The organism is Asticcacaulis sp., from assembly GCF_051954415.1.
Classification (GTDB): domain Bacteria; phylum Pseudomonadota; class Alphaproteobacteria; order Caulobacterales; family Caulobacteraceae; genus Asticcacaulis.
Genome location: NZ_JBQCHT010000044.1, coordinates 40,772 through 61,756, shown reverse-complemented (window position 1 = coordinate 61,756; position 20,985 = coordinate 40,772). Strand labels below are relative to the sequence as shown.

Here is a 20,985-nt window from a genome sequence, read left to right as displayed (position 1 = left end):
ATCCTTGAATTTTGAATATAGGAAGGCATGTGGACAATTTTAAGGTCAAACCGTAAGGAATCCTTTACCCGCTTGATCGGGTTGGAAAAAATTACGGTAAAACCTAGAGCACTTTCCGAAAAGTGTGACGCACTTTTCGGGCTAAAAAGTGCGTTCAAACATAAAATTAGAGCGCCGATCTGAACCAATCAGATTGGAAAACGCTCTAGCTGAGGACCGGCCAGCGGTCGGCGACGCGTTCCACCACGCGGGCGACAAAGGCCACCAGTTCGGCGCCCATGTCCGGCGAAAAGCCGTCAAAATCATTGGAGCCGAAGGCCACGAGGCCCGGCCGGCCTTCGCGCCACAGGGCGATGCGCAACACGGCGGCCGACTTGACACGCTTCACGTCGTCGTCAAACAGCACGCGGCACACGCCATCTGGCCCCAGCAGGCTCAGGCCCGTTTCGCCGATGATGTAGTCAACGCCGCCGTAATCGAGGGTTTTCCAGCCGAGCGGCACCGGCGCGGTATCTTCCAGCGCAATGGTGGCGGCCACCAGCCCGAAACGATGCCGCACCTCTTCATTCAGCCGGCGCGCCAGGTCGGAATGATTGCGCGCTTCCATCAGGCTTAAGACCAGGCCGTGCGTCTGGCTCTGGGCGTCGAAATTGGCGCGGGCGGTCATTTCAAGCTGGCGCCGGATGTCAAAATCCTTGAGCGCGCGGGCCTCTAAGCGCGACAAGGCGGCCGGGCCGAAATCGATCAGATGTTTCGTCTTGCTTTGCAGGCCCAGCGTTTCCAGCAGGGCGGTGTCGCGCCTGATGTCATCGGCGTGTTCGATCAGATAGCGGCGCATGGCCTGCCAGCTATCGAGATCAGGAAAGGTTATGCCGCCTTCGGTGCTCATGCCATCACCATAGTGTGGCTTTGGGCGTCTGTGAAGCGGTTTCCGCTTCCGGCTATGACAAAGCGGGGGATTTCGTGTTAGAGGCTAAAACCATGAGTCCGGCCGCCTCCGATTTGTTTGAATCCTCAGGAAAAGTAACCTTAATCGCCAAGGTCGTCGTGCTCGCGCCGATGGCCGAGGCGCTGGATTATGCCGTGCCGGCGGGCCTGGTTTTGCAGGCTGGCGAACATGTCATTGTGCCGCTGGGTCATGCCAAGGTGCGCGGCCTGGTGATCGGTTTCGAGAGGCCGGATGCGGACGAAGATCTGTCGCGCGTCAAGGCGGTGATGGCCAGGCTGGACGATCCGATCGTGCCGGAAGCCAGCCTCAATTTCTGGCTCTGGGCCGCCGGCTGGACCCTGACCCCGCCGGGCGTTTTCCTCAATGGCTGCATCCGGGCGCTGAAAATCCCGCGCGCCGCGCCGAAACAGGGCTATGTACTGACCGGCGCGCAGCCCAGTCGCCTGACGAAGGCGCGGCAGGCGGTGCTCGATACCGCCCTGGTGCCGATGGGGCTCGGTGACCTGGCCATGGCGGCGGGCGTCTCCACTGGCGTGGTGACGGCGCTGGAAAAGGAAGGTGTGCTGCAAAAGGTCGATTTGGCGCGGGAAGAGGTGTATCCGCAGCCAAATCCGGACTTCGCGCCTGCCCGTTTGAATGACAACCAGGCGGCCGCGCATCAGCTTCTGCAAATCGAGCAGGCCAAGGGCGCCTTCGCGCCGGTCCTGCTCGATGGCGTTACCGGTTCCGGCAAGACCGAAGTCTATCTCGAATCCGTCGCCGATATCCTGCGCGCCGATCCGGAAGCCCAGGTGCTGATCCTGCTGCCGGAAATTGCCCTGACCCAGGCCGTGCTCGGCCGGCTGGAAGCGCGGTTCGGCGTGGAGGTGGCGCAATGGCACGCCAATATTTCCAACGGCAATCGCCGGCGCATATGGGAAGGCGTGGCGAAGGGCCATGTGCGGCTGGTGGTGGGGGCGCGGTCGGCGCTGTTTCTGCCCTACCGGCGGCTGGGCCTGATCGTGGTTGATGAAGAACATGACGGCTCCTACAAGCAGGAGGAGGGGGCGCGTTACCATGCCCGCGATCTGGCGGTGTTCCGGGCGCGTCTTGATGGCGCCATGGTTATCCTCGCCTCGGCCACGCCGTCGCTGGAAAGCCTGACCAATGCCGAAAAGGGACGCTATGCCTGGATCCGGCTGGAGCAGCGCCACGGCACGGCGGTCCTGCCTGATATTTCGCTGATCGACATGAAGGCGCATCCGCCAGAAAAAGGCCCGAATGGGGAAACCCGCTGGCTGAGTGATCCGCTGATTGGTGAAATACTGGCCACATTGAAGCGGGGCGAACAGAGCCTGCTGTTTCTCAATCGTCGGGGATATGCGCCGCTCGTGCTGTGCAAGGCGTGTGGTGAGAAGATGACCTCGCCCAAGACCGATTCCTGGCTGGTCGAGCACCGCGCCTCAGGCCGGCTGGTCTGTCACCTGACCGGTTTTTCCATGCGCAAGCCGAAGACCTGTCCGCATTGCGGGGCGCTGGATAGCCTGATTTCCGTCGGGCCAGGCGTGGAGCGTATTCTGGAGGAGGTCCACAGTCGCTTCCCCGATGCGCGGGCCGAGGTCTTCTCTTCGGATACCACGCCTGATGCGGCGTCTTCCGCCTCGCTGATCAAGCGGATTGAGGATAACGAGGTCGATATCGTTATCGCCACACAAGCGGCGGCCAAGGGGCACAACTTCCCCAACCTGACCCTGGTGGGGATTGTCGATGCCGATCTCGGCCTGAAAGGCGGCGACCTGCGCGCCGCGGAGCGCACCTTCCAGCTATTGGCCCAGGCCACCGGGCGGGCGGGTCGTAAGCTCAAGCCAGGCAAGGCCGTGCTGCAAACCTATACGCCGGAGCATCCGGTCATGCAGGCACTGCAACATCAGGACCGTGATGCCTTTTACGCCTATGAATCGATGGCGCGCGAGGTGGCGAAATTCCCGCCCTATGGTCGTCTGGCGGCGTTGATCCTGACCGCCAAGGATCAGACTCTGCTCAATAAATTCTCGCGCGAGCTGGCGCTGTTTATCCCGAATACCGAAGGCGTTGATGTCTATGGTCCGGCGGATGCGCCGCTGGCCCTTGTGCGCGGGCAGTGGCGCAAGCGATTCCTGGTGCGGGCCGACCGCAACCGCGATTTGCAGGCTTTCGTCAGTCACTGGCTGGCGGCAATCAAGCGGCCCAATGCCATCCGGTTGGTGGTCGATATCGACCCGTATAGTTTTCTGTGATCAGGCTTTCCGCCCTAGCCTGACCGCCTCTTCGCGCATGGCGGCGTGAGACGGGAAAAAACCGCCGTCATTGGCGCCGTCGCAATTATACAGCATCGCCACGGTCAGTTGTTCAAACGGCAGGCTCAGCAACTGGCCGGTGAAGCCATTGATGCGGCCGCTATGCGTAAAGAAGGGCTGGCCATCGATAAATCCCAACCGCATCCCCAGTCCATAGCCCGGCGAGCGGGTATTTTCCCGATCCAGGGCGAAGGCGCCGTCCTTCAGCCGCACCGGGGTCAACATTTCGGTCAGGCTTTCCGTATTCAAAATCTTGCCGGTCATCAGGGCGGAATGCCAGCGGCAGAGATCCGCTGAAGTCGAACGCAAGCCCCCCGAACCGCCGGCAAAACTGGCCGAGACGGGCCAGACCTGCCCGAAACCATCGCGCAAGCGGCGGTTGGCGCGGTGGCCTTCGCAGATATCCGGATCGCCTGTAGTCAGCGGGTCAATGGCTGTGCGCGTCATGCCGGCAGGTCCAAAGAGGCGCTGGCGGCAGAATTCAGCCAGGGGCAGGCCGCTCAGGCGCTCGACAACGATACCCAAAAGCGCAAACCCGGTATTACTGTAGACCCACTTCATCCCCGGCGGGCAGCGGAACAGGGGATCGGCGCCCTTGATGGCTTCCAGCAAACCTTGTTGCGTGTAGTCGTGACTTTGCGCTGTCGTCAGCATTTCGGCATGGCGGCCGCTGAGATAGTCATCAAGGCCGGACGTATGGCTTAACAGTTCGCGCAGGGTCATGACATCGGCGCGCGGAAAATCGGGCAGGAAACGCGCGAGCGGATCGCCCAGACTGAGCTTTCCCGCCTCCCTCAAAAGCAGGATGGCCGCGGCGGTGAATTGTTTGCTGATCGAGGCAATGCGGAAGCCGGTCCCGGTATCGACCGGATGTTTCGGCGCCAGTTGCGCATTGCCGAATCCGGCCGAATAGAGCATCACGCCGGCCTTCATGACGCTCAGGGACAGGCCGGGTGTGACGTGGCGTTCGATCATCTGCCCGGCCAGGGTATCAAGCGACGGCCAGTTCAGCAAGGGCGGCGGCGGTGGGGGCGCCACCGGTTCGGCATGGGGCGGCGACAGGTCGGGGGCATGAACGGCCGCTTTCGGCAACAGGGTCGCGCCGGCCCACAGGGTGAGCGCGCCACCAGTCAAACCGGTGCCAATACCCGTCAGGACGTCACGGCGCATCAACAGGGCGCGGGGCGTAGGCTCGGTCATTCTGACTCCAAAATCGCGTCAGGCCGATTGTTTGCCCATTTCAGCGCCCGCGTAAAGCTACCGGAGCAGTAAAATTAGTGGTGATCGCCGCTCTTTTTGGCCCGGCCGCGCGCGAACATCTGCAGGGCCTCGATAAAGGCGGCGAAGGCCATGGCGGCGTAGATATAGCCTTTTTCGATATGGAAGCCGAAGCCTTCGGCGATGAGCACCGTACCGATCATCAGCAGGAAGCCGAGCGCCAGCATGACGATGGACGGATGGCGGTTGATAAAGGCCGAGATCGGACCCGAGGCTACGAACATCAGGAAGACGGCGACCAGGACTGAGATGATCATGATCGGCAGGTGATCGGTCATGCCGACCGCGGTCAGGATGGAATCGATGGAGAAGACGAGATCGAGCATCAGGATCTGGGCGATGGCGGCGGCAAAACCCAGTGACTTGCCCTGCGGCTTTTTGTCGCCATCCTCGCCCTTGTGCTCGGTGGAGTGATTGATCTCGCTGGTCGCCTTGTAAACCAGGAACAGGCCGCCGCCCAGCAGGATTATGTCGCGCCATGAGAAGCCGTGGCCGAACGGCCAGATCACGGGCTCCTTCATGCCGGCCAGATGCGACAGGGTGAAGAGCAGGGCGATCCGCATCAGCAGTGCGCCGGAGAGGCCGACGGCCCGCGCCCGCGCCCGCATCGATTCGGGCAGCTTGTTGGTCAGAATGGAAATGAAGATCAGGTTGTCGATCCCCAGCACCACCTCCATGACGATCAGGGTCAGGAGGGCTGCCCAGGCAGCAGGATTGGTCGCAAGGGCGGTCAGGTCGGCCATGGTATCTGGTCTCTTGGAATGGAGGCGGCGGTAATATCCATTATAAATAAAAGAATTAAGCCAAATCTCAAGGCGCGCGGGTCAACAATTCGGTGGGTCGCGTAACTTTGATCTCATAAGTGGACTTAAGGCTCAAGAATCTCTGCCTGTTTGGTTGCGATGGCAAAAACCCTATGCTAAGGAGCCCGCGGCTATAGCCAGTAATGGTGCTGTGTATCAGCGCCCGTGCGCTTATGCCCATAAGTCGAAGCCTTGTTTTCCTTGGCTTCGCGGACCTTTTCTGTTGGACACACTTTGGGAATGCGGCGTGCCTGAATCTATTGGAAACGATCAATACCGAGAAACGGAAGCCGGCGAGCGCTATGCCCGTGCCGCCTTTGACCTCGCCCAGGATGGCAAGGTTCTCGACAAGGTGCATGGCGATCTGGCGAACCTGAAGACGCTCCTGCTCTCCAGCGCCGAACTGCGTATTTTCGTCGCCAGCCAGGTCTACAAGTCGGACGTCAAGCTGAACGGCCTGCTGGCCGTCGCCAAAAGCCTCAAGCTCAATGCCCTGACGCAAAAGGCTTTGGGCGTCCTGGCCGCCAATGGCCGCATGGATCACCTGTTTCCCTTCATCACCGCTTTCAACAAGCTGTACGATGCCGAAAAGGGCATTGTCAGCGCGGAAGTGACCTCGGCTGTGCCTCTGTCGGATGCGCAGTTGGAAGACCTCAAAAAGACCCTGGCCAAGACGCTGGGGCAATCTGCCGAAATCAGCACCCGTGTTGATCCGGCGCTCCTGGGCGGGCTCAAGGTCCGCGTAGGCTCGCGTCTCTTCGACGCCTCCCTCAAGACAAAACTCGATTCCCTTAAATTCGCCCTTAAAAGAGCGTAAGACCCCAAGAGACGAAAAATGGACATTCGCGCAGCCGAAATCTCGGCCATCCTCAAAGCCCAAATCGCCGGTTTCGGTGAAGAAGCCGACGTCTCCGACGTAGGTTCCGTACTCAGCGTCGGCGATGGTATCGCCCGCGTCTACGGCCTCGACAAGGTGCAGGCCGGTGAAATGGTCGTGTTCCCCAAGGCCGGCGTCAAGGGCATGGCCCTGAACCTGGAAAAGGACAATGTCGGCGTCGTTATCTTCGGCGAAGACCGTGAAATCGCTGAAGGCGACGAGTGCCGCCGCCTCGGCGAAATCGTCGACGTGCCGGTCGGCAAGGGCCTGCTGGGTCGCGTCGTCAACCCGCTGGGTGAACCGATCGACGGCAAGGGCCCGATCGTCGCCACCGAGCGCCGCCGTACCGACCTGAAGGCACCGGGCATCATCCCGCGCAAGTCGGTCCACGAGCCTGTCCAGACGGGCATCAAGGCTATCGACACCCTGATCCCGGTCGGTCGCGGCCAGCGCGAACTGATCATCGGTGACCGTCAGACCGGCAAGACCGCCGTCGCCATCGACGCCATCCTGAACCAGAAGGCCGTCAATGCCGGCACCGACGAGTCGGCCAAGCTGTACTGCATCTACGTCGCCATCGGCCAGAAGCGCTCGACCGTCGCCCAGATCGTCAAGGCCCTGGAAGAAAACGGCGCCCTGGAATACACGACTGTCGTCGTCGCCTCGGCTTCGGAGCCGGCCCCGCTGCAATACCTGGCCCCGTTCGCCGGTTGCGCCATGGGCGAATATTTCCGCGACAACGGTATGCACTCGCTGATCATCTATGACGATCTGTCGAAGCAGGCCGTCGCCTACCGCCAGATGTCCCTGCTGCTGCGCCGCCCGCCCGGCCGCGAAGCCTATCCGGGCGACGTCTTCTACCTGCACTCCCGCCTGCTCGAACGCGCCGCCAAGCTCAATGAAGAAAACGGCGCCGGCTCCATGACCGCCCTGCCGGTTATCGAAACGCAGGCCAATGACGTCTCGGCCTATATCCCGACCAACGTGATCTCGATCACCGACGGCCAGATCTTCCTCGAAACCGACCTGTTCTACCAGGGCATCCGTCCGGCCGTGAACGTCGGTCTGTCGGTGTCGCGCGTCGGTTCGTCGGCCCAGATCAAGGCGATGAAGCAGGTTGCCGGCGCCATCAAGGGCGACCTGGCCCAGTATCGTGAAATGGCCGCCTTCGCCAAGTTCGGCTCCGACCTTGACGCCGCGACCCAGCGCCTGCTGGCCCGTGGCGCCCGTCTGACGGAACTGCTGAAGCAGCCGCAATATTCGCCGCTGAAGGTCGAAGAACAAGTCGCCGTGATCTATGCCGGTACGCGGGGTTACCTCGATAACGTTGCCGTCTCTGATGTCGGCCGTTACGAAAAGGACCTGCTTTCGAGCCTGCGCACCCGTCATGCCGACCTGCTGAACGCGATCCGCGACAAGAAGGCCCTGTCGCCGGAACTCGAAGAGCAACTGAAGACGGTTGTCGCCGACTTCACTTCCAACTTCGCTTAAGATCCAGAGAGTTAGTCACAAAAAATGGCAAGCTTAAAGGACATGCGCACGCAGATCGGAAGCGTCAAGGCGACGCAGAAGATCACGAAAGCGATGCAGATGGTGGCGGCCGCCAAGCTCAAGCGCGCGCAGGATTCGGCTGAAAATGCCCGTCCCTACGCCAAGCGCATGGCTGCGGTCATCGCCAATCTGGCCAAGGGCATTACGGGCGATTCTGCCCCGCAGATGCTGGTCGGCAACGGTTCGACGACCCATCAACTGGTCGTCGTGGCGACCGCTGACCGTGGCCTGGCCGGCGGGTTCAACTCGAACATCGTCCGCGCCGCCCGCGAATTCATCTCCCAGCAAACCGCCGCCGGCAACAAGGTCCGCCTCATCACGATCGGCCGCAAGGGCCGTGACCAGTTGAAGCGCCAGTTCGGTGACAAGATCGTCGAAAGCTTCGATCTGTCGGGCACCAAGGTGCTGACCATCGATGTGGTGGCCCCGATCGCCGATCTGATCGCCCGTGAATTTTCCGAAGGCCGCGCCGATGTCGTGACCCTCTTCTATTCGCGCTTCCAGTCGGTCATCGCCCAGGTGCCTTCCGCCAAGCGCCTGATCCCGGCCGATGTCGATCTCTCCGCCGTGGAAGATACACATGGCGCGGTTTACGAATACGAGCCGTCCGAGGAAGAGCTTCTCGAAACGCTCCTGCCGCGTAACCTGTCGGTGCAGCTTCTGGCCAGCCTGCTGGAGAATAATGCCGGCTTCTACGCCTCGCAGATGAGCGCCATGGATAACGCCACGCGCAATGCCGGCGAAATGATCAACGCCATGACCCTGAAATATAACCGTAAACGCCAGGCCCAGATCACGACCGAACTGATCGAGATCATCGCCGGCGCCGAAGCCCTGTAGGAACAGACCCATGTCCGCACCCCAAAAGATTACTGCCGCCAAAGGCCGTGTCACCCAGATCATCGGCGCCGTTGTTGACGTCGCCTTCGACGGCGGTATGCCCGCCATCCTGAACGCCCTGGAAACGACCAACACCGCCACCGGCGCGCGTCTGGTTCTGGAAGTCGCCCAGCACCTCGGTGAAAACACCGTCCGCACCATCGCCATGGACGCCACCGAAGGTCTGGTCCGCGGCCAGGACGTTACCGACCTCGGCACCCCGATCACCGTTCCGGTCGGCCCCGCCACGCTCGGCCGCATCATGAACGTCATCGGCGAGCCGATCGACGAAGCCGGTCCGATCGAGACCAAGTTCTTCAACCCGATCCACGCTGATGCCCCGGCCTTCGCCGACCAGGCGACCGCAGCGGAGCTGCTCGTCACCGGCATCAAGGTCATCGACCTGATCTGCCCGTACGCCAAGGGCGGCAAGATCGGCCTGTTCGGCGGCGCCGGCGTCGGCAAGACCGTCACCATCCAGGAACTGATCAACAACATCGCCAAGGCTTACGGCGGCTACTCGGTGTTCGCCGGCGTCGGCGAGCGTACCCGCGAAGGCAACGACCTCTATCACGAAATGATCGAGTCGAAGGTGAACGAGCATGGCGGTGGCGGCACTTCGCGCTGCACCCTGGTCTACGGTCAGATGAACGAACCTCCCGGCGCCCGCGCCCGCGTCGCCCTGACCGGCCTGGCCCAGGCCGAATATTTCCGCGACGTCGAAGGCAAGGACGTGCTGTTCTTCGTCGACAACATCTTCCGCTTCACCCAGGCCGGTTCCGAAGTGTCCGCCCTGCTGGGCCGTATTCCGTCGGCCGTTGGTTATCAGCCGACCCTGGCCACCGAAATGGGCCGTCTGCAGGAACGCATCACCTCGACCAACAAAGGCTCGATCACGTCTGTTCAGGCGGTTTACGTTCCCGCCGACGACCTGACCGACCCGGCCCCGGCCGCTTCGTTCGCCCACCTGGATGCCACGACCGTTCTGTCGCGCTCGATCGCCGAACAGGGCATCTATCCGGCCGTCGATCCGCTCGACTCGACCTCGCGTATTCTCGATCCGCGCGTCGTTGGCCAGGAACACTACGAAACCGCCACGCGCGTTCAGGAAATCCTCCAGCAGTACAAGGCGCTGAAGGACATCATCGCCATCCTCGGCATGGACGAACTGTCGGAAGAAGACAAGGCGACCGTCGCCCGCGCCCGCAAGATCCAGCGCTTCATGTCGCAGCCCTTCCACGTCGCCGAAATCTTCACCGGTACGCCGGGCGTGCTGATGTCGATCGAAGACACCATCAAGGGCTTCAAGGGCATCTGCAACGGTGACTACGATCACCTGCCGGAAGCCGCCTTCTACATGGTCGGCACCATCGAGGAAGCCATCGCCAAGGCTGAAAAGCTGGCCGGCGAAGGTAAGTAATCATGAGCGACAAGCTGCATGTTTCGCTGGTGACGCCCGAACGCGAACTGTTCGCGGGCGAGGTCGATCAGGTCGTGGCGCCGGGTGTCGAAGGTGAATTCGGCGTCCTGGCGCACCACGCGCCCTTCATGACCACGCTGGCCGAAGGGGATGTCACCATTCTCGACGGCGTGACAAAGCGCGTCTTCCAGGTGCGCGGCGGCTTTGCCGACGTCAACGAGGACGGCATGACCATCCTGGCCGAACACGCCAACGAATATGGTGAGAATATTCACTGATTGAGTTGAGTGGTGAGAGATAAGAAGCCCGCTGAGTTTACTCGGCGGGCTTTTTTGTTATGGTGGGGCATGGGCAAATGGCGGGACATCATCATAGGGGCACTGTGCGGGGCGGCTGTCATGTCCGCCAGCATGGCCATGGCTGAAACCTGTGTGCCTCTGCGGGCGGAGGTCGTGCGGCAGTCCGTTGGCATCAACACCCATATCCTCTATAAGGATGGCGCCTACAGGCGCATGGAAGATGTGATCAGTGCGCTGGATTATCTCGATATCCGCCATATCCGCGACAGCGCGCCGCGCGCCCGTCCTGACCGTCCGCTGCCGCTGGCCGAATATATCTGGCTGAACAAGGCCAATGTGCGTTTCAACCTGATGCTTCGGGGCGGGGACTATGATCCGCCCAATACGATCGGAGGACTTGAAAAGCTGGAAGCGGCCCGACCGGGGGCGATAGAGCTTATCGAGGGGTTCAACGAGGTTCATAACGAGCCGGTGACCTATATGGGCAAGACAAGCCTCGAAGCCGCCCTTACGGCGCAATCAGACACCGTCAGGTTGCTGAGGGCACACCCGACCTTAAGCCATATTCCCATCCTTGACCTGACGGGTAACGATGTCCCGGAGGCGCTCGGAGACCGGGGCGATTACCACAATACGCACGTCTATGCGCAGAACGGCCATCAACCGGGCAAGTGGATGGATCAGGATGGTCATTGGGCGGATGGCAAGCCGTGGGCCATTACCGAATTCGGCTACGCCACCAATCCGCAGAGCGGCTGGCAGGTGATCGGCGTCGATGAAGCGGGGCAGGCGAAGGGATTGCTGAACGGTATCCTCGACGCCGTGCAAAATGGGGCTTCGCGCATCTATCTTTATGAATTGCTTGACGAAAAACCGGATCCCAAAAGCAAATCCAATGAGATGCACTTTGGCCTGTTCACAACCGCTATTAAACCAAAGCCGGCGGCGAAGGCCCTGCGCAATCTGCTGCGGATCATCGGCGATCCGGATCCGGCGGCCCTGACCTTTACGCCTCAACCGCTGGATATGCAGCTACAGGGTGAGCCAGAAACGCTCCGTATGCTGACGATCCAGAAGGCGTCGGGCGAAACTCAGATACTGCTGTGGAATGAGATTGCTTTCTGGGACCGCCAGCATGGAAAATCTATCCAGAATGCGCCGGTGCCGGTAAGGCTGACCCTGCCGTCCGGCGCCCACGCCAGGGCGCTGTACGATCCCATGCAGCAATCAGATGCCATCTATCAGTTCAGCGGTGAATCCGCACTGACGGTCGATGTGCCTGATTATCCGGTGATTATTGAGATTGCGCGCTGATCAGCCTCGGTTAAGCAGCGTAAAGCCGCCGAAGATCAGGCGCTTGCCGTCGAAGACCATCTCCATTTTTTCCGGACTCATGCGCGGATCGGCCATGACCTTTTCGTTGCCGGCATCGCGGGCTGCTTTGGAAGGCCAGGTGACCCATGAGAAGACGACCACTTCATCCGGTTGCAGCTTCACGGCCATCGGGAATGAGGTGACCTTGCCATCGGGCACGTCATCGCCCCAGCATTCGATCACTTCCAGCGCGCCGTGGTCGCGCCAAACCGCGGCGGCCTTCTTCGCCATGGCCAGATAGGCGTCTTTATCGGCCTTGCGGACGGGTATGACAAAGCCGTCGATATAGGGGGTTTCACTCATGATGCGCTCCTCTTGTGAGCCCATCCTATCACCCCGCATTTGTCAGGAAGAGGCAGCAGCGACAACACGATGGTGTGATGTCAGACCAGGGTGCGCAGTTCGGCGATGACCTTGCGGTAGCTGTCGCGCTTGAAATGGACCACACGGTCGATGACGGCGTCGAGATCACACCATTCCCAGCGCGAAAACTCCTGCTCGCCGTGGGTCGTCAGGTTGACTTCAGAGTCCTGGCCGGTGAAGCGATAAGCGAACCAGATCTGCTTCTGGCCTTTGAAATTCTTACCGATCCGCTTGTTGGCCAGCACTTCGGGCGGAAAATCATAGACGATCCAGTCCTTTGTGCGGCCGATCAGCTCTACGGAGCGAATGCCGGTTTCCTCATAGAGTTCGCGCAAAGAAGCGGCTTCCAGCTCCTCGCCCTCATCCACCCCGCCCTGCGGGAATTGCCAGGCGTGGTCGCCGCTCACGCCGAAGCGATGCCCGATCCACACCTTTCCGGCGGCATTGAAAACGACAAGCCCGACATTGGGGCGATACCCTTCCGGGCCTTTATCGAGAGTGGTCATTGGTGGGTCATTGCCGAGGCGGGTGCGAGCTGTATACCCTTCGCGTCCAGGCCTTGCGTCCATTTGAGCACCACGGCCAGGGTTACCGGGTAGGCGAAGCCGGTGCCAAGCGCGGAACCGCGGCTTTTGGCGGTGGCTTCCAGCCCGCCCAACTGGGCAAAAATGGCGGTCGAATTGATCTGGTTGTCGATGATGCGGTCGGCCGAGGCTCGACCCCAGGCGCCAGCCAGGCCGCGCGCCTGCCCGTCATCGATGAAGCTGACGCCGCGGTTCTTGAGGTTTTGCAGAAAGACCGTGGTGCCGGCCTTGTCCTTGAAGAAGGCGCCACCCTGATAATTGGAGACGGCGAAATAGCCCGTGGCGCGCGACAGCGCCCAGTTCAGGTGGCCGATCAGATCATCTGTACGGGCATTGGCCAGCAGGGTCTGCGGGCCAGGGTCATTGTCCGGATAGTTGGTCGGTTGCATCGGCACTTCGATCATGACCTCATGGCCCGCGGCGCGCGCCTGATCGATCCAGCCCTGGAGCCCGGAAACATAAGGCACGAAGGACAGGGTGACCTGAGGCGGCAGTTGCTCGATGGCTTGCTTCGTGGTGGCCGGATTGAGGCCCAGCCCACCGACGACGAGCGCCACCATCGGCCGGCCATCGCCTTTGAACGGACGGGCATAGGCCGAGGCCGGGGTCTGGCCATTGGGCGCGATGATCGGCAGCGGACCGCTGTCCGTCGTCTGGGTCAGTCCGCCGATCGGCGCCGGGGGCAGAGGAGAGACGGTGAATTTCGGGGCGGGCATGGCGCCGTTGCCGTCATCTCCCGGCAGGGTGATCACAGCCGTGCCCTGGACCGGCGGCGCATCTGGATCGGTGAAGGTATCGGCGCTGGCATCACCGAAGAGGCCCAGGCTGTCGAGCGTGAAGGACTGCATACCGGCCTGGCTGTCGCCTGTGGCAGCGTGCGCGCTGGCGGCCGGGGCCTTGTCCTTGGCGAGGTTGATGCGGACCGAGGGCGAAGCCGCATCGGGGTCACCCGCCAGGTTCAGGAAGGCGAAGGCAGCAATGGCGAAGACAGCCAGTGCCGAAACCGGCGCAACATAGGGCTTTTTGAAGGTCTCGACGATCCGTCCGGCCCAGATCTTCGGCAGTTCGCTTAACCGCGGACGCGCGCCGCGCGGTGGATCGAAGCGCGGGCGGCCGGGCAGGTCTGACGAGGGCTTTGGCTTGGCAAACATGGGGCTTGGCGAACGGGGTCCGTCTGAACTGGCATACGATAGTTCGGAGTGTGACGGATCACGGTTAACAAACCCTAACAGAAACTGAATTTACGCGAAACGATGCTGTCTTTTCAACGGTTCAGCAGGAAGACAAGCGGTATATCCACGCGCCGGCGCCAATCCTTTTCGCTGTGCTCGGCCCCTTCATAAACGGGGGCGTGGAAATCGGTCCCGCTCCAGCCATTGGCGCGGAAAGCCGCCACGGCCTTTTCCTCATAGGGCGTGAACAGTCCATCGAGCCCCACCGTGCCCTGATCGCTGTAGATGCGGTTGCGGCCAGGAACCAGTTTCGTTGTCTTCAGCCAGGCCTGCCAGCCGGCGGCGACGGTTGCGGCGTCGGCTTCGATCGCGGCGGCGTCTTTGGCCGGGTCGGCCATCAGCCACGGCATTGAGAGGGAGGCCGAGGCGCCGAAAACCTCCGGATATTCACCTTGCGCATAAAGGGCGATATGCGCCCCCATCGAAGAGCCCATGATCGCGGTATTTTCCGGACCGGCCGCGGCATTATAGGTTGTGTCGATCATCGGCTTTAGTTCGGTGACGACGAATTTCAGGAAATTGTCAGCGTTCGGCACCTTTCCATCCTCGAAGGCGCGGATGCGGGCCTGATACGCCGCCGGCATATGGTCATAGACCTTTTGCGGCATGTATTCGCGCGTCCGGTCTGGGATGTTGTCGATGCCGACAATGATCGCCGGCGGCACCTTGCCTTCACTGGTCAGTTTCGGCAGCACCTCGGCCACGCCCCAGTCCGCGCCACTGTACTCACTGGGTAAAAACAGGTTCTGGCCGTCCATCATATAGAGGGTCTTGTAGGTTTTCGCCGGGTCGTAATCATCCGGCAGCCAGACATGGATATCGCGCGGGATGACATAGGCCGAAGTCACCTGCGGCAGGGTGATCAATGTGCCGCTGGCGACGACCTTCTGCTTCAAAAGGAAATTCAGCGGGATCTCCAGACGCTTCGCCCAGGCGGTTTCGCTGTGGTCGGCGCCGGGAAATATCTGCGAGGAAAAATGCGGGCCGTCCTGCCAGCCGCGGGCCTTCATCGCCGCCGCTACCCCCAGGCTGTAGGGCCGGTAATGGGTGTCGAGTGTTTCCGTGCCCTGGTCCATATAGACATGGCTGGTTGTGGGATTCAGGGGCGATATGGCGAGATAGTCATCGAACGCCTTGATCACCAGCGGCGCATTTGTGGCATCGTCCGGTGTGCTGATCCACGGATTGTCGAGCACCCAGTGCATGGAAAGCGAGGCCGAACCGCCGAAGACCTGCGGATATTCGGCTTGCGCGTAAAACGAGATCAGTCCGCCCATGGATGACCCCATGATAAAGGTATGGGCCGCGTCGTTTTGCGTGGCATAGGTCTTGTCGATAAAGGGCTTCAGTTCGGTGACGAGAAAGTGCAGGTACTGATCGGAAAGCGGCGGACCGCCCCAGTTTTTCGCCAGACGGGTACGCGCTTTCGGCGGCATATGGTCGTAGATTTTCTGTGGCAGGTATTCGCGGCCACGCAAATTCCTGCCATTATCGATGGCCACCACGATCACCGGCGGCAGGTCGCCGGATTTGATCCGTGTGCTGAGCATTTCAATAATGCCCCAGGTGTGGCCGCCATAGGCCCGGCTGGCCTCGAAGACATTCTGGCCGTCCTGCATATAGAGCACGGGCAGGGGCTTGACCGGATCATAACCTTCCGGCAGCCAGACCGTGACCTGGCGCGGGGCGACGAATTTTGAGGCGAAGGCGGGATAGCGATCCAGCCGCCCGTCCGCCCATGAGGGAAGGGCGAAGAGAACGGCCAGGCCGATCAGTATCCCGCGCCACATCTTACTTCTTCTTCTGAGCCACGAAGCGAATGGCCTCGCCGCCGCCCGGCGCCATTCGCAGGGTGAGCGTATCGCCAGCCGTCACCGTCTTTTCCTCAATGACGATATCGAAGCGCGCATCACCGGTCATGCCGGCCTTGGGCCCATCGCGGTAGATCTGCGCCGTATAGGTACGGCCGGGTTCGAGGAAGGTCAGCGGCACATCGAGACTGCGTTCGTTTTCATCGGTCACACTACCGAGATACCAGTTATCCGAATGGCGGTCCTTGCGCACGATGGTGGCGAAATCACCCGGTTCGCCATTGAGCGCGATCGACTGATCCCAGTCCACCGGCACATCCTTGATGAACTGGAAGGGCTTCGGGTATTTGGCATAGTTTTCCGGCAGGTCGGCTGCCATCTGGATGGGCGAATAGAGCACGACATAGAGCGCCAGTTGTTTGGCCTGGGTCGAGGGGATCGGCTTGCCCTGGCCCTGCAGCGACAGGATGCCCGGTGTGAAATCCATCGGGCCGGAAAGCATACGGGTGAAGACCAGATTGGCCTCGTGCTCCGGCGGATTCTGCGGATCACCCCAGGCGTTATATTCCATGCCGCGCTGGCCTTCGCGCGACACCCAGTTCGGATAGGTGCGGCGCAGGCCGGTATCCTTGATCGGCTCGTGGGTATCGATGGCGATATGGTATTTGGCCGCGGTCGTCACGTTCAGCAGGTAGTGGCGGACCATTTCCTGGCTGTCGTTGAAGGTATAGCGTATTTCGCCATCGGCCGCCTTGACGCGCGCGCCGCCGGCATCGGCGACATAGCCGGTCTTGACCGAATCGACGCCGTATTTTTCGTATTGCGCGAAGCCGGCCGCCATCTGCGGCTCATAGTTGGCGACATTGCCGGAGGTCTCGTTGTGGCCGACCAGGTGTACGCCCTTCTTCAGGCCGTAGGCGGAGATCGCGGGGAGATCGAAATCCGGGTAGCTTTCGGTGAAGGAGAAGTTCCAGCCCTTGCCGAACCAGTCTTCCCAGCCCTTGTTCCAGCCCTCGACCAGCACGCCGCGGAAACCATTCTTCGCCGCGAAGTCGATATAGTCCTCGGTGTTTTTGGTGGTGGCGCCGTGGCGCGGACCGGCTTCCCAGGTCCACTTGTTGAGGTGCATCCCCCACCAGATGCCGACATATTTATACGGCTTGACCCAGGAGACATCACCCAGCTTGTTGGGCTCGTTCAGGTTCAGGATCAGGTCGGAGCTATTATAAAGCCCGGCGGCGCTGTCGGTGATCTCCATGGTCCGCCACGGTGTCGGGAAGGGGGCATCACGCACGACTGGCGCGCCCATGGCCGAAGGCGCCAGGCGGGTCTTCAGGCGCTGGCCATCGACCCGGCGCAGCCAATAGGCCGCGTAATCGACCAGGGCCGCTTCGTGGAACGAGATATAGAGCCCCTTGTCCGTCTTGATGGTCATGGGCGTCTGGGCTTCGCTGACCTCATCCAGCGGCGTCTTGTTGTAGAGATATTCCTCGCGGTTCCATTCGCCGGCGACATCCCACCAGGCGGTGGCCGGATCGGCGATGGCGAACTCGGTCAGTTCATCCATGATCTCCAGCTTGTGGAGTTGCGGCTGGTCGGGGAACTCATAGCGGAAGCCCAGGCCGTCATCATAGATGCGGAAAACCACGGTCATCTTGCGATTATCCCAGGTCTTCTGCACCACATCGACCCGCAGTTCGTTATAGTGGTTGCGCACATAGCGGCGCTCGCCCCACGGCTGCTCCCAGGTGTCGTCGTGCGAGGTCGTCTCGGTCTTGTCGAGCGCGAAATAGCGGTCGAACTTCGGCGCATTGGCCAGGATCAGGCCGAGCCGCGACGGATTGACGATGACCTGACCGTTGCGCGACACCTGGTAGGACAGGTTGCCGTCACCGCTCAGCATGACATCGACGTGCAACACCTTGTCGGGCGAATCCGCGCTGGCGACGGTCTGGTATTTCGGCGCCGCCTGTGAAGATTGCGAGACATCGGCGGCCGGTGTTGCGTCTTGCGCCAGGGCAGGACTGGCGACTGTTACCGCCAGGAGTGAAAAAGCAAGCGCCAGCAGGCTCGGCCCGGTATGCATGGAGAGTTTCCTTGTTCCTGTAATCGTTTTCTATCCCAGGCTTATGCCAAATGGCCGGCGCGCAAAAGACCTTATCTGCGGGTAAAAGACATGCATACGTATTCAGGGGCCTCGAAAATAACTGAATACGTATTCAGGATTGCGCACCTTAAAAAGCACGCATAGGCTGACAGCAACTTCGGTAAACCTTGCCTGTGACCGTCTGACTTTCAAAACTGACGCAAAATTTCGCCTGTTGCGCTTTTTCTATTGCACTGCGGCCATGCAAACGTTTACACATTGGTTTCCGGTCATCTGCCGTAAGCGTCGCTGGCGCCTGGGCCGAAAACCGGCGCTCCTATTTCGGCTGTTGTGACGCGGCCGGAATACGCCAATTACAGGGTCTTGCTTTGTAAGTGGTATCTTCTCAACATAAACTGCTCTTTGGCCAAAAGGCCAAAGAGCTTTTTTTGTCCTTAAGCCGGACGGACTACGCGCAAACGTGCGCGGCGGGCAGTCGCCCTTGCCAAAATCGATTATGATTCATCGATTTTGGAAATAATGTCTACCACTACTTGATCGCGCATTCGTATTCATGCCGATTTTGCCAGCGTGAATACGTATGCAGCGCGACGAAGCCGCTTCTCTTTGCCATAGTGATGAAAAGGCGGGTCTGGAACGATTTAGCCAGTCAAAATCAATAAGGTTCGCGCGCCGGGAATGGCCGCGCGGCGGCAGGAGAGGGTAATGGAATTGCGTATGCGTAAATATGTACTGGCCGGTTGCGCAAGCGTGCTGGCTCTGGCGGGCAGCGCGGCCCTGGCGCAGGAAGAGGCCCCCAATCATAACCCGACCGTTATTGCCGCGGCCCCGGCCACCAATGGTCCGGGGCAGGCTTCCCCCTGGGCCTATTCCGGCAAGCAGGGTATCGGCAGCGCCTTTGAGGCCTATAAGGACTACCAGTTCTCAGATAAGGCCGCGACCGGCACCGTCTCGAAGGTGTGGTTCTCGCTGGCCGAGGGCGTGGTGACCGAAACCATGTATGGCCGCATCCACGAGGCGCAGATCCGCGAATTGCAGATCGCTGTCACGGGTGCCGGATGGACCGCCTTCGAGCGCACCGATACGACCAGCCATGTCGAATATATCCATACCGATGCTGCCGGCCGGCCGCTTTCGCCCGCCTATCGCCTGACCAATACCGACAAGCAGGGCCGTTTCGTCATCATCAAGGATGTCTTCACCGATCCAGATCACCAGAGCCTGATGGTGCGTGTCACGGTCAAGGCGCTCAAAGGTCCGGTGACGCCTTACGTTATTCTCGATCCATCCATGGCCAATACATCGGGCGATGACGAAGGCCATGCCAATGTGACGAACCTGCAAGCCTGGCAGGGAAACGTGGCGCTCAATCTCTCGGCCAGTGTGCCGTTTAAAAAGGCCACGGTCGGCTATACCGGCGTCAGCGACGGCATCAAGGAACTGACCGCCAGCCAGTCTTTGGGCGAACTGCACAGCTCCGCCGATCAGAAGGGCAATATCGTGCTGGTGGGGCAATTGTCGACGGTCAGCAAAGCGGCCACCTTCGATCTGGCGGTCGGCTTCGGCGCCACCACCGAGGCGGCCAGTGCCGAATCCGCCGCCACGCTGAAAACCGGCTATGCAAAGGTGCTGGCCAATTATAACGGTGAAGGCGCCAAGGTCGGCTGGGAAGACTACCTCGCCTCGCTCTCCGAACTCAAAAGCCTGATCCCGGTATCGGAAGACAACGGCAAGCTGCTCTATGCCTCGGCCCTGGCGCTGAAGGTGCAGGAGGACCATACCTCCGCCGGCGCCATGATCGCCTCGCTTTCCAATCCGTGGGGCGATACAGTGACCACGGATGTGTCCTCGACCGGCTACAAGGCGGTTTGGCCGCGCGATTTCTACCAGGTCTCCATGGCGCTGGCCGCCCTGGGCGACCGCGAAACGCCGGTCGCCGCCTTCCGTTATCTGCCGACCGTCCAGGTCAAGGCGACAACCCCCGGCAATACCGGCGCCACCGGCTGGTTCATGCAGAAGGCCCATGTCGACGGGACGCCGGAATGGGTCGGGGTCCAGCTCGACCAGACCGCCATGCCGATCCTGCTCGGTGAACGGCTGGAGCAACTGGGCCTGATCTCGAAGGCCGAACTGCTGTCCTCCTACCAGACCATGCTGAAGCCCGCCGCCGATTTCCTTAAGGAAGGCGGCACGGTGGGGCTGGACTGGAACCACGCCACCATCACCCCGCCCTATAGCCAGCAGGAACGCTGGGAGGAGCAGGAAGGCCACTCGCCCTCCACCACCGCGGCCGTGATCGCGGGCCTGACAGCGGCGGCCGATATTGCCACCCAGGCGGGCGATAAGGAGAGCGCAAAGCTTTACTCCGAAAAGGCTGGCGATTATTCCGAAAAACTGGAACAGAGACTTTTCACCACGTCGGGCAAGGTGCGCGGCGAGGACAAGCCCGCCAGTTACTTCCTGCGCATCTCGCGCTCGGAAGATGCCAATGCGCCGGGCAGCCAGGACAGCCGCAATGGCCGTCCGGCTTTGTCCTCTGACCTGATGGTCGATGCCGGCTTCCTCGAACTGGTGCGCTATGGCGTGCGCCCGGCCGATGACAAGGAGATCACCGCCTCGCTGGCTGTGATCGATGACCAGACCCTGCCGGAAAATCTGCGCGTGCGCTACGATTTCCACTTCCCCGGCACGGATGTGACCGTTCCCGGCTTCCGTCGCTACGGCAATGACGGTTATGGCGAAGGCACGGAAGGCGGCAATTACGGCCCGATGTCGCCCGACCAGCGCGGGCGCGTCTGGCCAATCTTCACCGGTGAACGCGGTCATTACGAACTGGCGCTCGACAGCCTGAAACCCGGTGGCGCGACGGACGGCGATATCGCGGCCATCCGCGGCACCTATGTGAAGGGCATGGAACTGTTCGCCAATGAGGGCCTGATGATCCCCGAACAGGTATTCGATGGCGTCGGTTCGAAGACCGCACACGACTATACGGTCGGCGAAGGCACGGACAGCGCCACGCCCCTGGCCTGGTCGCACGCCGAATATGTCAAGCTTCTGCGCAGTGTGCGTGACCGCCAGGTGTGGGACCGCAACCCGGCCACCTATGCGCGCTTTTCAGACAAGGTCAAAGATTAGTCTCA

16 protein-coding genes are annotated in these 20,985 nt (G+C 61.1%); 8 read left to right on the top strand and 8 right to left on the bottom strand.

The window, feature by feature from the left end; translation table 11 throughout:
• Positions 1-205: 205 nt before the first annotated feature.
• On the bottom strand, positions 206-889 hold the full coding sequence (locus tag ACTHND_RS16765) for a DUF484 family protein (protein ID WP_440179113.1): 684 nt from the start codon (positions 887-889) through the stop codon (positions 206-208).
• Positions 890-981: 92 nt separating this feature from the next.
• Here ACTHND_RS16765 and ACTHND_RS16760 point away from each other — a divergent pair, with 92 nt between their 5' ends.
• The gene (locus ACTHND_RS16760; protein ID WP_440179112.1) at positions 982-3,204 is read left to right on the top strand and encodes a primosomal protein N'; all 2,223 of its coding nucleotides are present in this window, start codon (positions 982-984) and stop codon (positions 3,202-3,204) included.
• Here the strand turns inward: ACTHND_RS16760 and ACTHND_RS16755 are convergent, their stop codons facing one another.
• Together ACTHND_RS16755 and ACTHND_RS16750 are read right to left on the bottom strand one after the other, a co-directional pair.
• Positions 3,205-4,464, bottom strand: a complete 1,260-nt coding sequence (locus tag ACTHND_RS16755) for a serine hydrolase domain-containing protein (protein WP_440179111.1) — start codon at positions 4,462-4,464, stop codon at positions 3,205-3,207.
• A 74-nt stretch (positions 4,465-4,538) separates the two neighbouring features.
• Complete coding sequence (locus ACTHND_RS16750) at positions 4,539-5,285, bottom strand: TerC family protein (RefSeq protein WP_440179110.1); 747 nt, start codon at positions 5,283-5,285, stop codon at positions 4,539-4,541.
• Between the two features lie 307 nt (positions 5,286-5,592).
• Between ACTHND_RS16750 and atpH the strand changes: the two genes are divergently transcribed.
• The 6 genes from atpH to ACTHND_RS16720 all read left to right on the top strand — a co-directional run bounded on the left by atpH (position 5,593) and on the right by ACTHND_RS16720 (position 11,685).
• Positions 5,593-6,162 (top strand): ATP synthase F1 subunit delta, encoded by a 570-nt coding sequence (atpH, locus tag ACTHND_RS16745; RefSeq protein ID WP_440179109.1) that lies wholly within the window; start codon positions 5,593-5,595, stop codon positions 6,160-6,162.
• An 18-nt stretch (positions 6,163-6,180) separates the two neighbouring features.
• Positions 6,181-7,713 carry a F0F1 ATP synthase subunit alpha gene (atpA, locus tag ACTHND_RS16740; protein ID WP_440179108.1) on the top strand — a complete coding sequence of 511 codons (1,533 nt, stop codon included), beginning with the start codon at positions 6,181-6,183 and terminating at the stop codon, positions 7,711-7,713.
• A 24-nt stretch (positions 7,714-7,737) separates the two neighbouring features.
• Positions 7,738-8,613 (top strand): F0F1 ATP synthase subunit gamma, encoded by an 876-nt coding sequence (locus ACTHND_RS16735; RefSeq protein WP_440179107.1) that lies wholly within the window; start codon positions 7,738-7,740, stop codon positions 8,611-8,613.
• 10 nt (positions 8,614-8,623) lie between these two features.
• Complete coding sequence (atpD, locus tag ACTHND_RS16730) at positions 8,624-10,072, top strand: F0F1 ATP synthase subunit beta (RefSeq protein WP_440179106.1); 1,449 nt, start codon at positions 8,624-8,626, stop codon at positions 10,070-10,072.
• 2 nt (positions 10,073-10,074) lie between these two features.
• Positions 10,075-10,350 (top strand): ATP synthase F1 subunit epsilon, encoded by a 276-nt coding sequence (locus ACTHND_RS16725; RefSeq protein WP_440179105.1) that lies wholly within the window; start codon positions 10,075-10,077, stop codon positions 10,348-10,350.
• A 120-nt stretch (positions 10,351-10,470) separates the two neighbouring features.
• The gene (locus ACTHND_RS16720) at positions 10,471-11,685 is read left to right on the top strand and encodes a hypothetical protein (RefSeq protein ID WP_440179104.1); all 1,215 of its coding nucleotides are present in this window, start codon (positions 10,471-10,473) and stop codon (positions 11,683-11,685) included.
• On the opposite strand, the gene ACTHND_RS16715 is transcribed toward ACTHND_RS16720, so the two are convergent.
• The 5 genes from ACTHND_RS16715 to ACTHND_RS16695 form a co-directional block, all read right to left on the bottom strand.
• Entirely contained in the window at positions 11,686-12,048 is a 363-nt protein-coding gene (locus tag ACTHND_RS16715) for a DUF1428 domain-containing protein (RefSeq protein ID WP_440179103.1), read from the bottom strand.
• Positions 12,049-12,128: 80 nt separating this feature from the next.
• Positions 12,129-12,614: an RNA pyrophosphohydrolase gene (locus tag ACTHND_RS16710; RefSeq protein ID WP_440179102.1), complete on the bottom strand. Its 486-nt coding sequence runs from the start codon at positions 12,612-12,614 to the stop codon at positions 12,129-12,131.
• Complete coding sequence (locus ACTHND_RS16705; protein ID WP_440179101.1) at positions 12,611-13,843, bottom strand: divergent polysaccharide deacetylase family protein; 1,233 nt, start codon at positions 13,841-13,843, stop codon at positions 12,611-12,613. Before ACTHND_RS16705 ends, ACTHND_RS16710 begins: the two co-directional genes overlap by 4 nt.
• Before the next feature lie 113 nt (positions 13,844-13,956).
• Positions 13,957-15,714, bottom strand: a complete 1,758-nt coding sequence (locus ACTHND_RS16700) for an alpha/beta hydrolase (RefSeq protein WP_440179100.1) — start codon at positions 15,712-15,714, stop codon at positions 13,957-13,959.
• A 1-nt stretch (position 15,715) separates the two neighbouring features.
• Entirely contained in the window at positions 15,716-17,821 is a 2,106-nt protein-coding gene (locus tag ACTHND_RS16695; RefSeq protein WP_440179099.1) for a glycoside hydrolase family 97 protein, read from the bottom strand.
• Between the two features lie 726 nt (positions 17,822-18,547).
• Between ACTHND_RS16695 and ACTHND_RS16690 the strand changes: the two genes are divergently transcribed.
• On the top strand, positions 18,548-20,980 hold the full coding sequence (locus tag ACTHND_RS16690) for a glucan 1,4-alpha-glucosidase (RefSeq protein WP_440179098.1): 2,433 nt from the start codon (positions 18,548-18,550) through the stop codon (positions 20,978-20,980).
• The last annotated feature ends 5 nt before the right edge of the window (positions 20,981-20,985 follow it).

Coding starts and splice junctions, on each gene's coding strand:
- ACTHND_RS16765 (WP_440179113.1), bottom strand. CDS start 889: ATGAGCACCGAAGGCGGCATAACCTTTCCTGATCTCGATAGCTGGCAG.
- ACTHND_RS16760 (WP_440179112.1), top strand. CDS start 982: ATGAGTCCGGCCGCCTCCGATTTGTTTGAATCCTCAGGAAAAGTAACC.
- ACTHND_RS16755 (WP_440179111.1), bottom strand. CDS start 4,464: ATGACCGAGCCTACGCCCCGCGCCCTGTTGATGCGCCGTGACGTCCTG.
- ACTHND_RS16750 (WP_440179110.1), bottom strand. CDS start 5,285: ATGGCCGACCTGACCGCCCTTGCGACCAATCCTGCTGCCTGGGCAGCC.
- atpA (WP_440179108.1), top strand. CDS start 6,181: ATGGACATTCGCGCAGCCGAAATCTCGGCCATCCTCAAAGCCCAAATC.
- ACTHND_RS16735 (WP_440179107.1), top strand. CDS start 7,738: ATGGCAAGCTTAAAGGACATGCGCACGCAGATCGGAAGCGTCAAGGCG.
- atpD (WP_440179106.1), top strand. CDS start 8,624: ATGTCCGCACCCCAAAAGATTACTGCCGCCAAAGGCCGTGTCACCCAG.
- ACTHND_RS16725 (WP_440179105.1), top strand. CDS start 10,075: ATGAGCGACAAGCTGCATGTTTCGCTGGTGACGCCCGAACGCGAACTG.
- ACTHND_RS16720 (WP_440179104.1), top strand. CDS start 10,471: ATGTCCGCCAGCATGGCCATGGCTGAAACCTGTGTGCCTCTGCGGGCG.
- ACTHND_RS16715 (WP_440179103.1), bottom strand. CDS start 12,048: ATGAGTGAAACCCCCTATATCGACGGCTTTGTCATACCCGTCCGCAAG.
- ACTHND_RS16710 (WP_440179102.1), bottom strand. CDS start 12,614: ATGACCACTCTCGATAAAGGCCCGGAAGGGTATCGCCCCAATGTCGGG.
- ACTHND_RS16705 (WP_440179101.1), bottom strand. CDS start 13,843: ATGTTTGCCAAGCCAAAGCCCTCGTCAGACCTGCCCGGCCGCCCGCGC.
- ACTHND_RS16700 (WP_440179100.1), bottom strand. CDS start 15,714: ATGTGGCGCGGGATACTGATCGGCCTGGCCGTTCTCTTCGCCCTTCCC.
- ACTHND_RS16695 (WP_440179099.1), bottom strand. CDS start 17,821: ATGCATACCGGGCCGAGCCTGCTGGCGCTTGCTTTTTCACTCCTGGCG.
- ACTHND_RS16690 (WP_440179098.1), top strand. CDS start 18,548: ATGGAATTGCGTATGCGTAAATATGTACTGGCCGGTTGCGCAAGCGTG.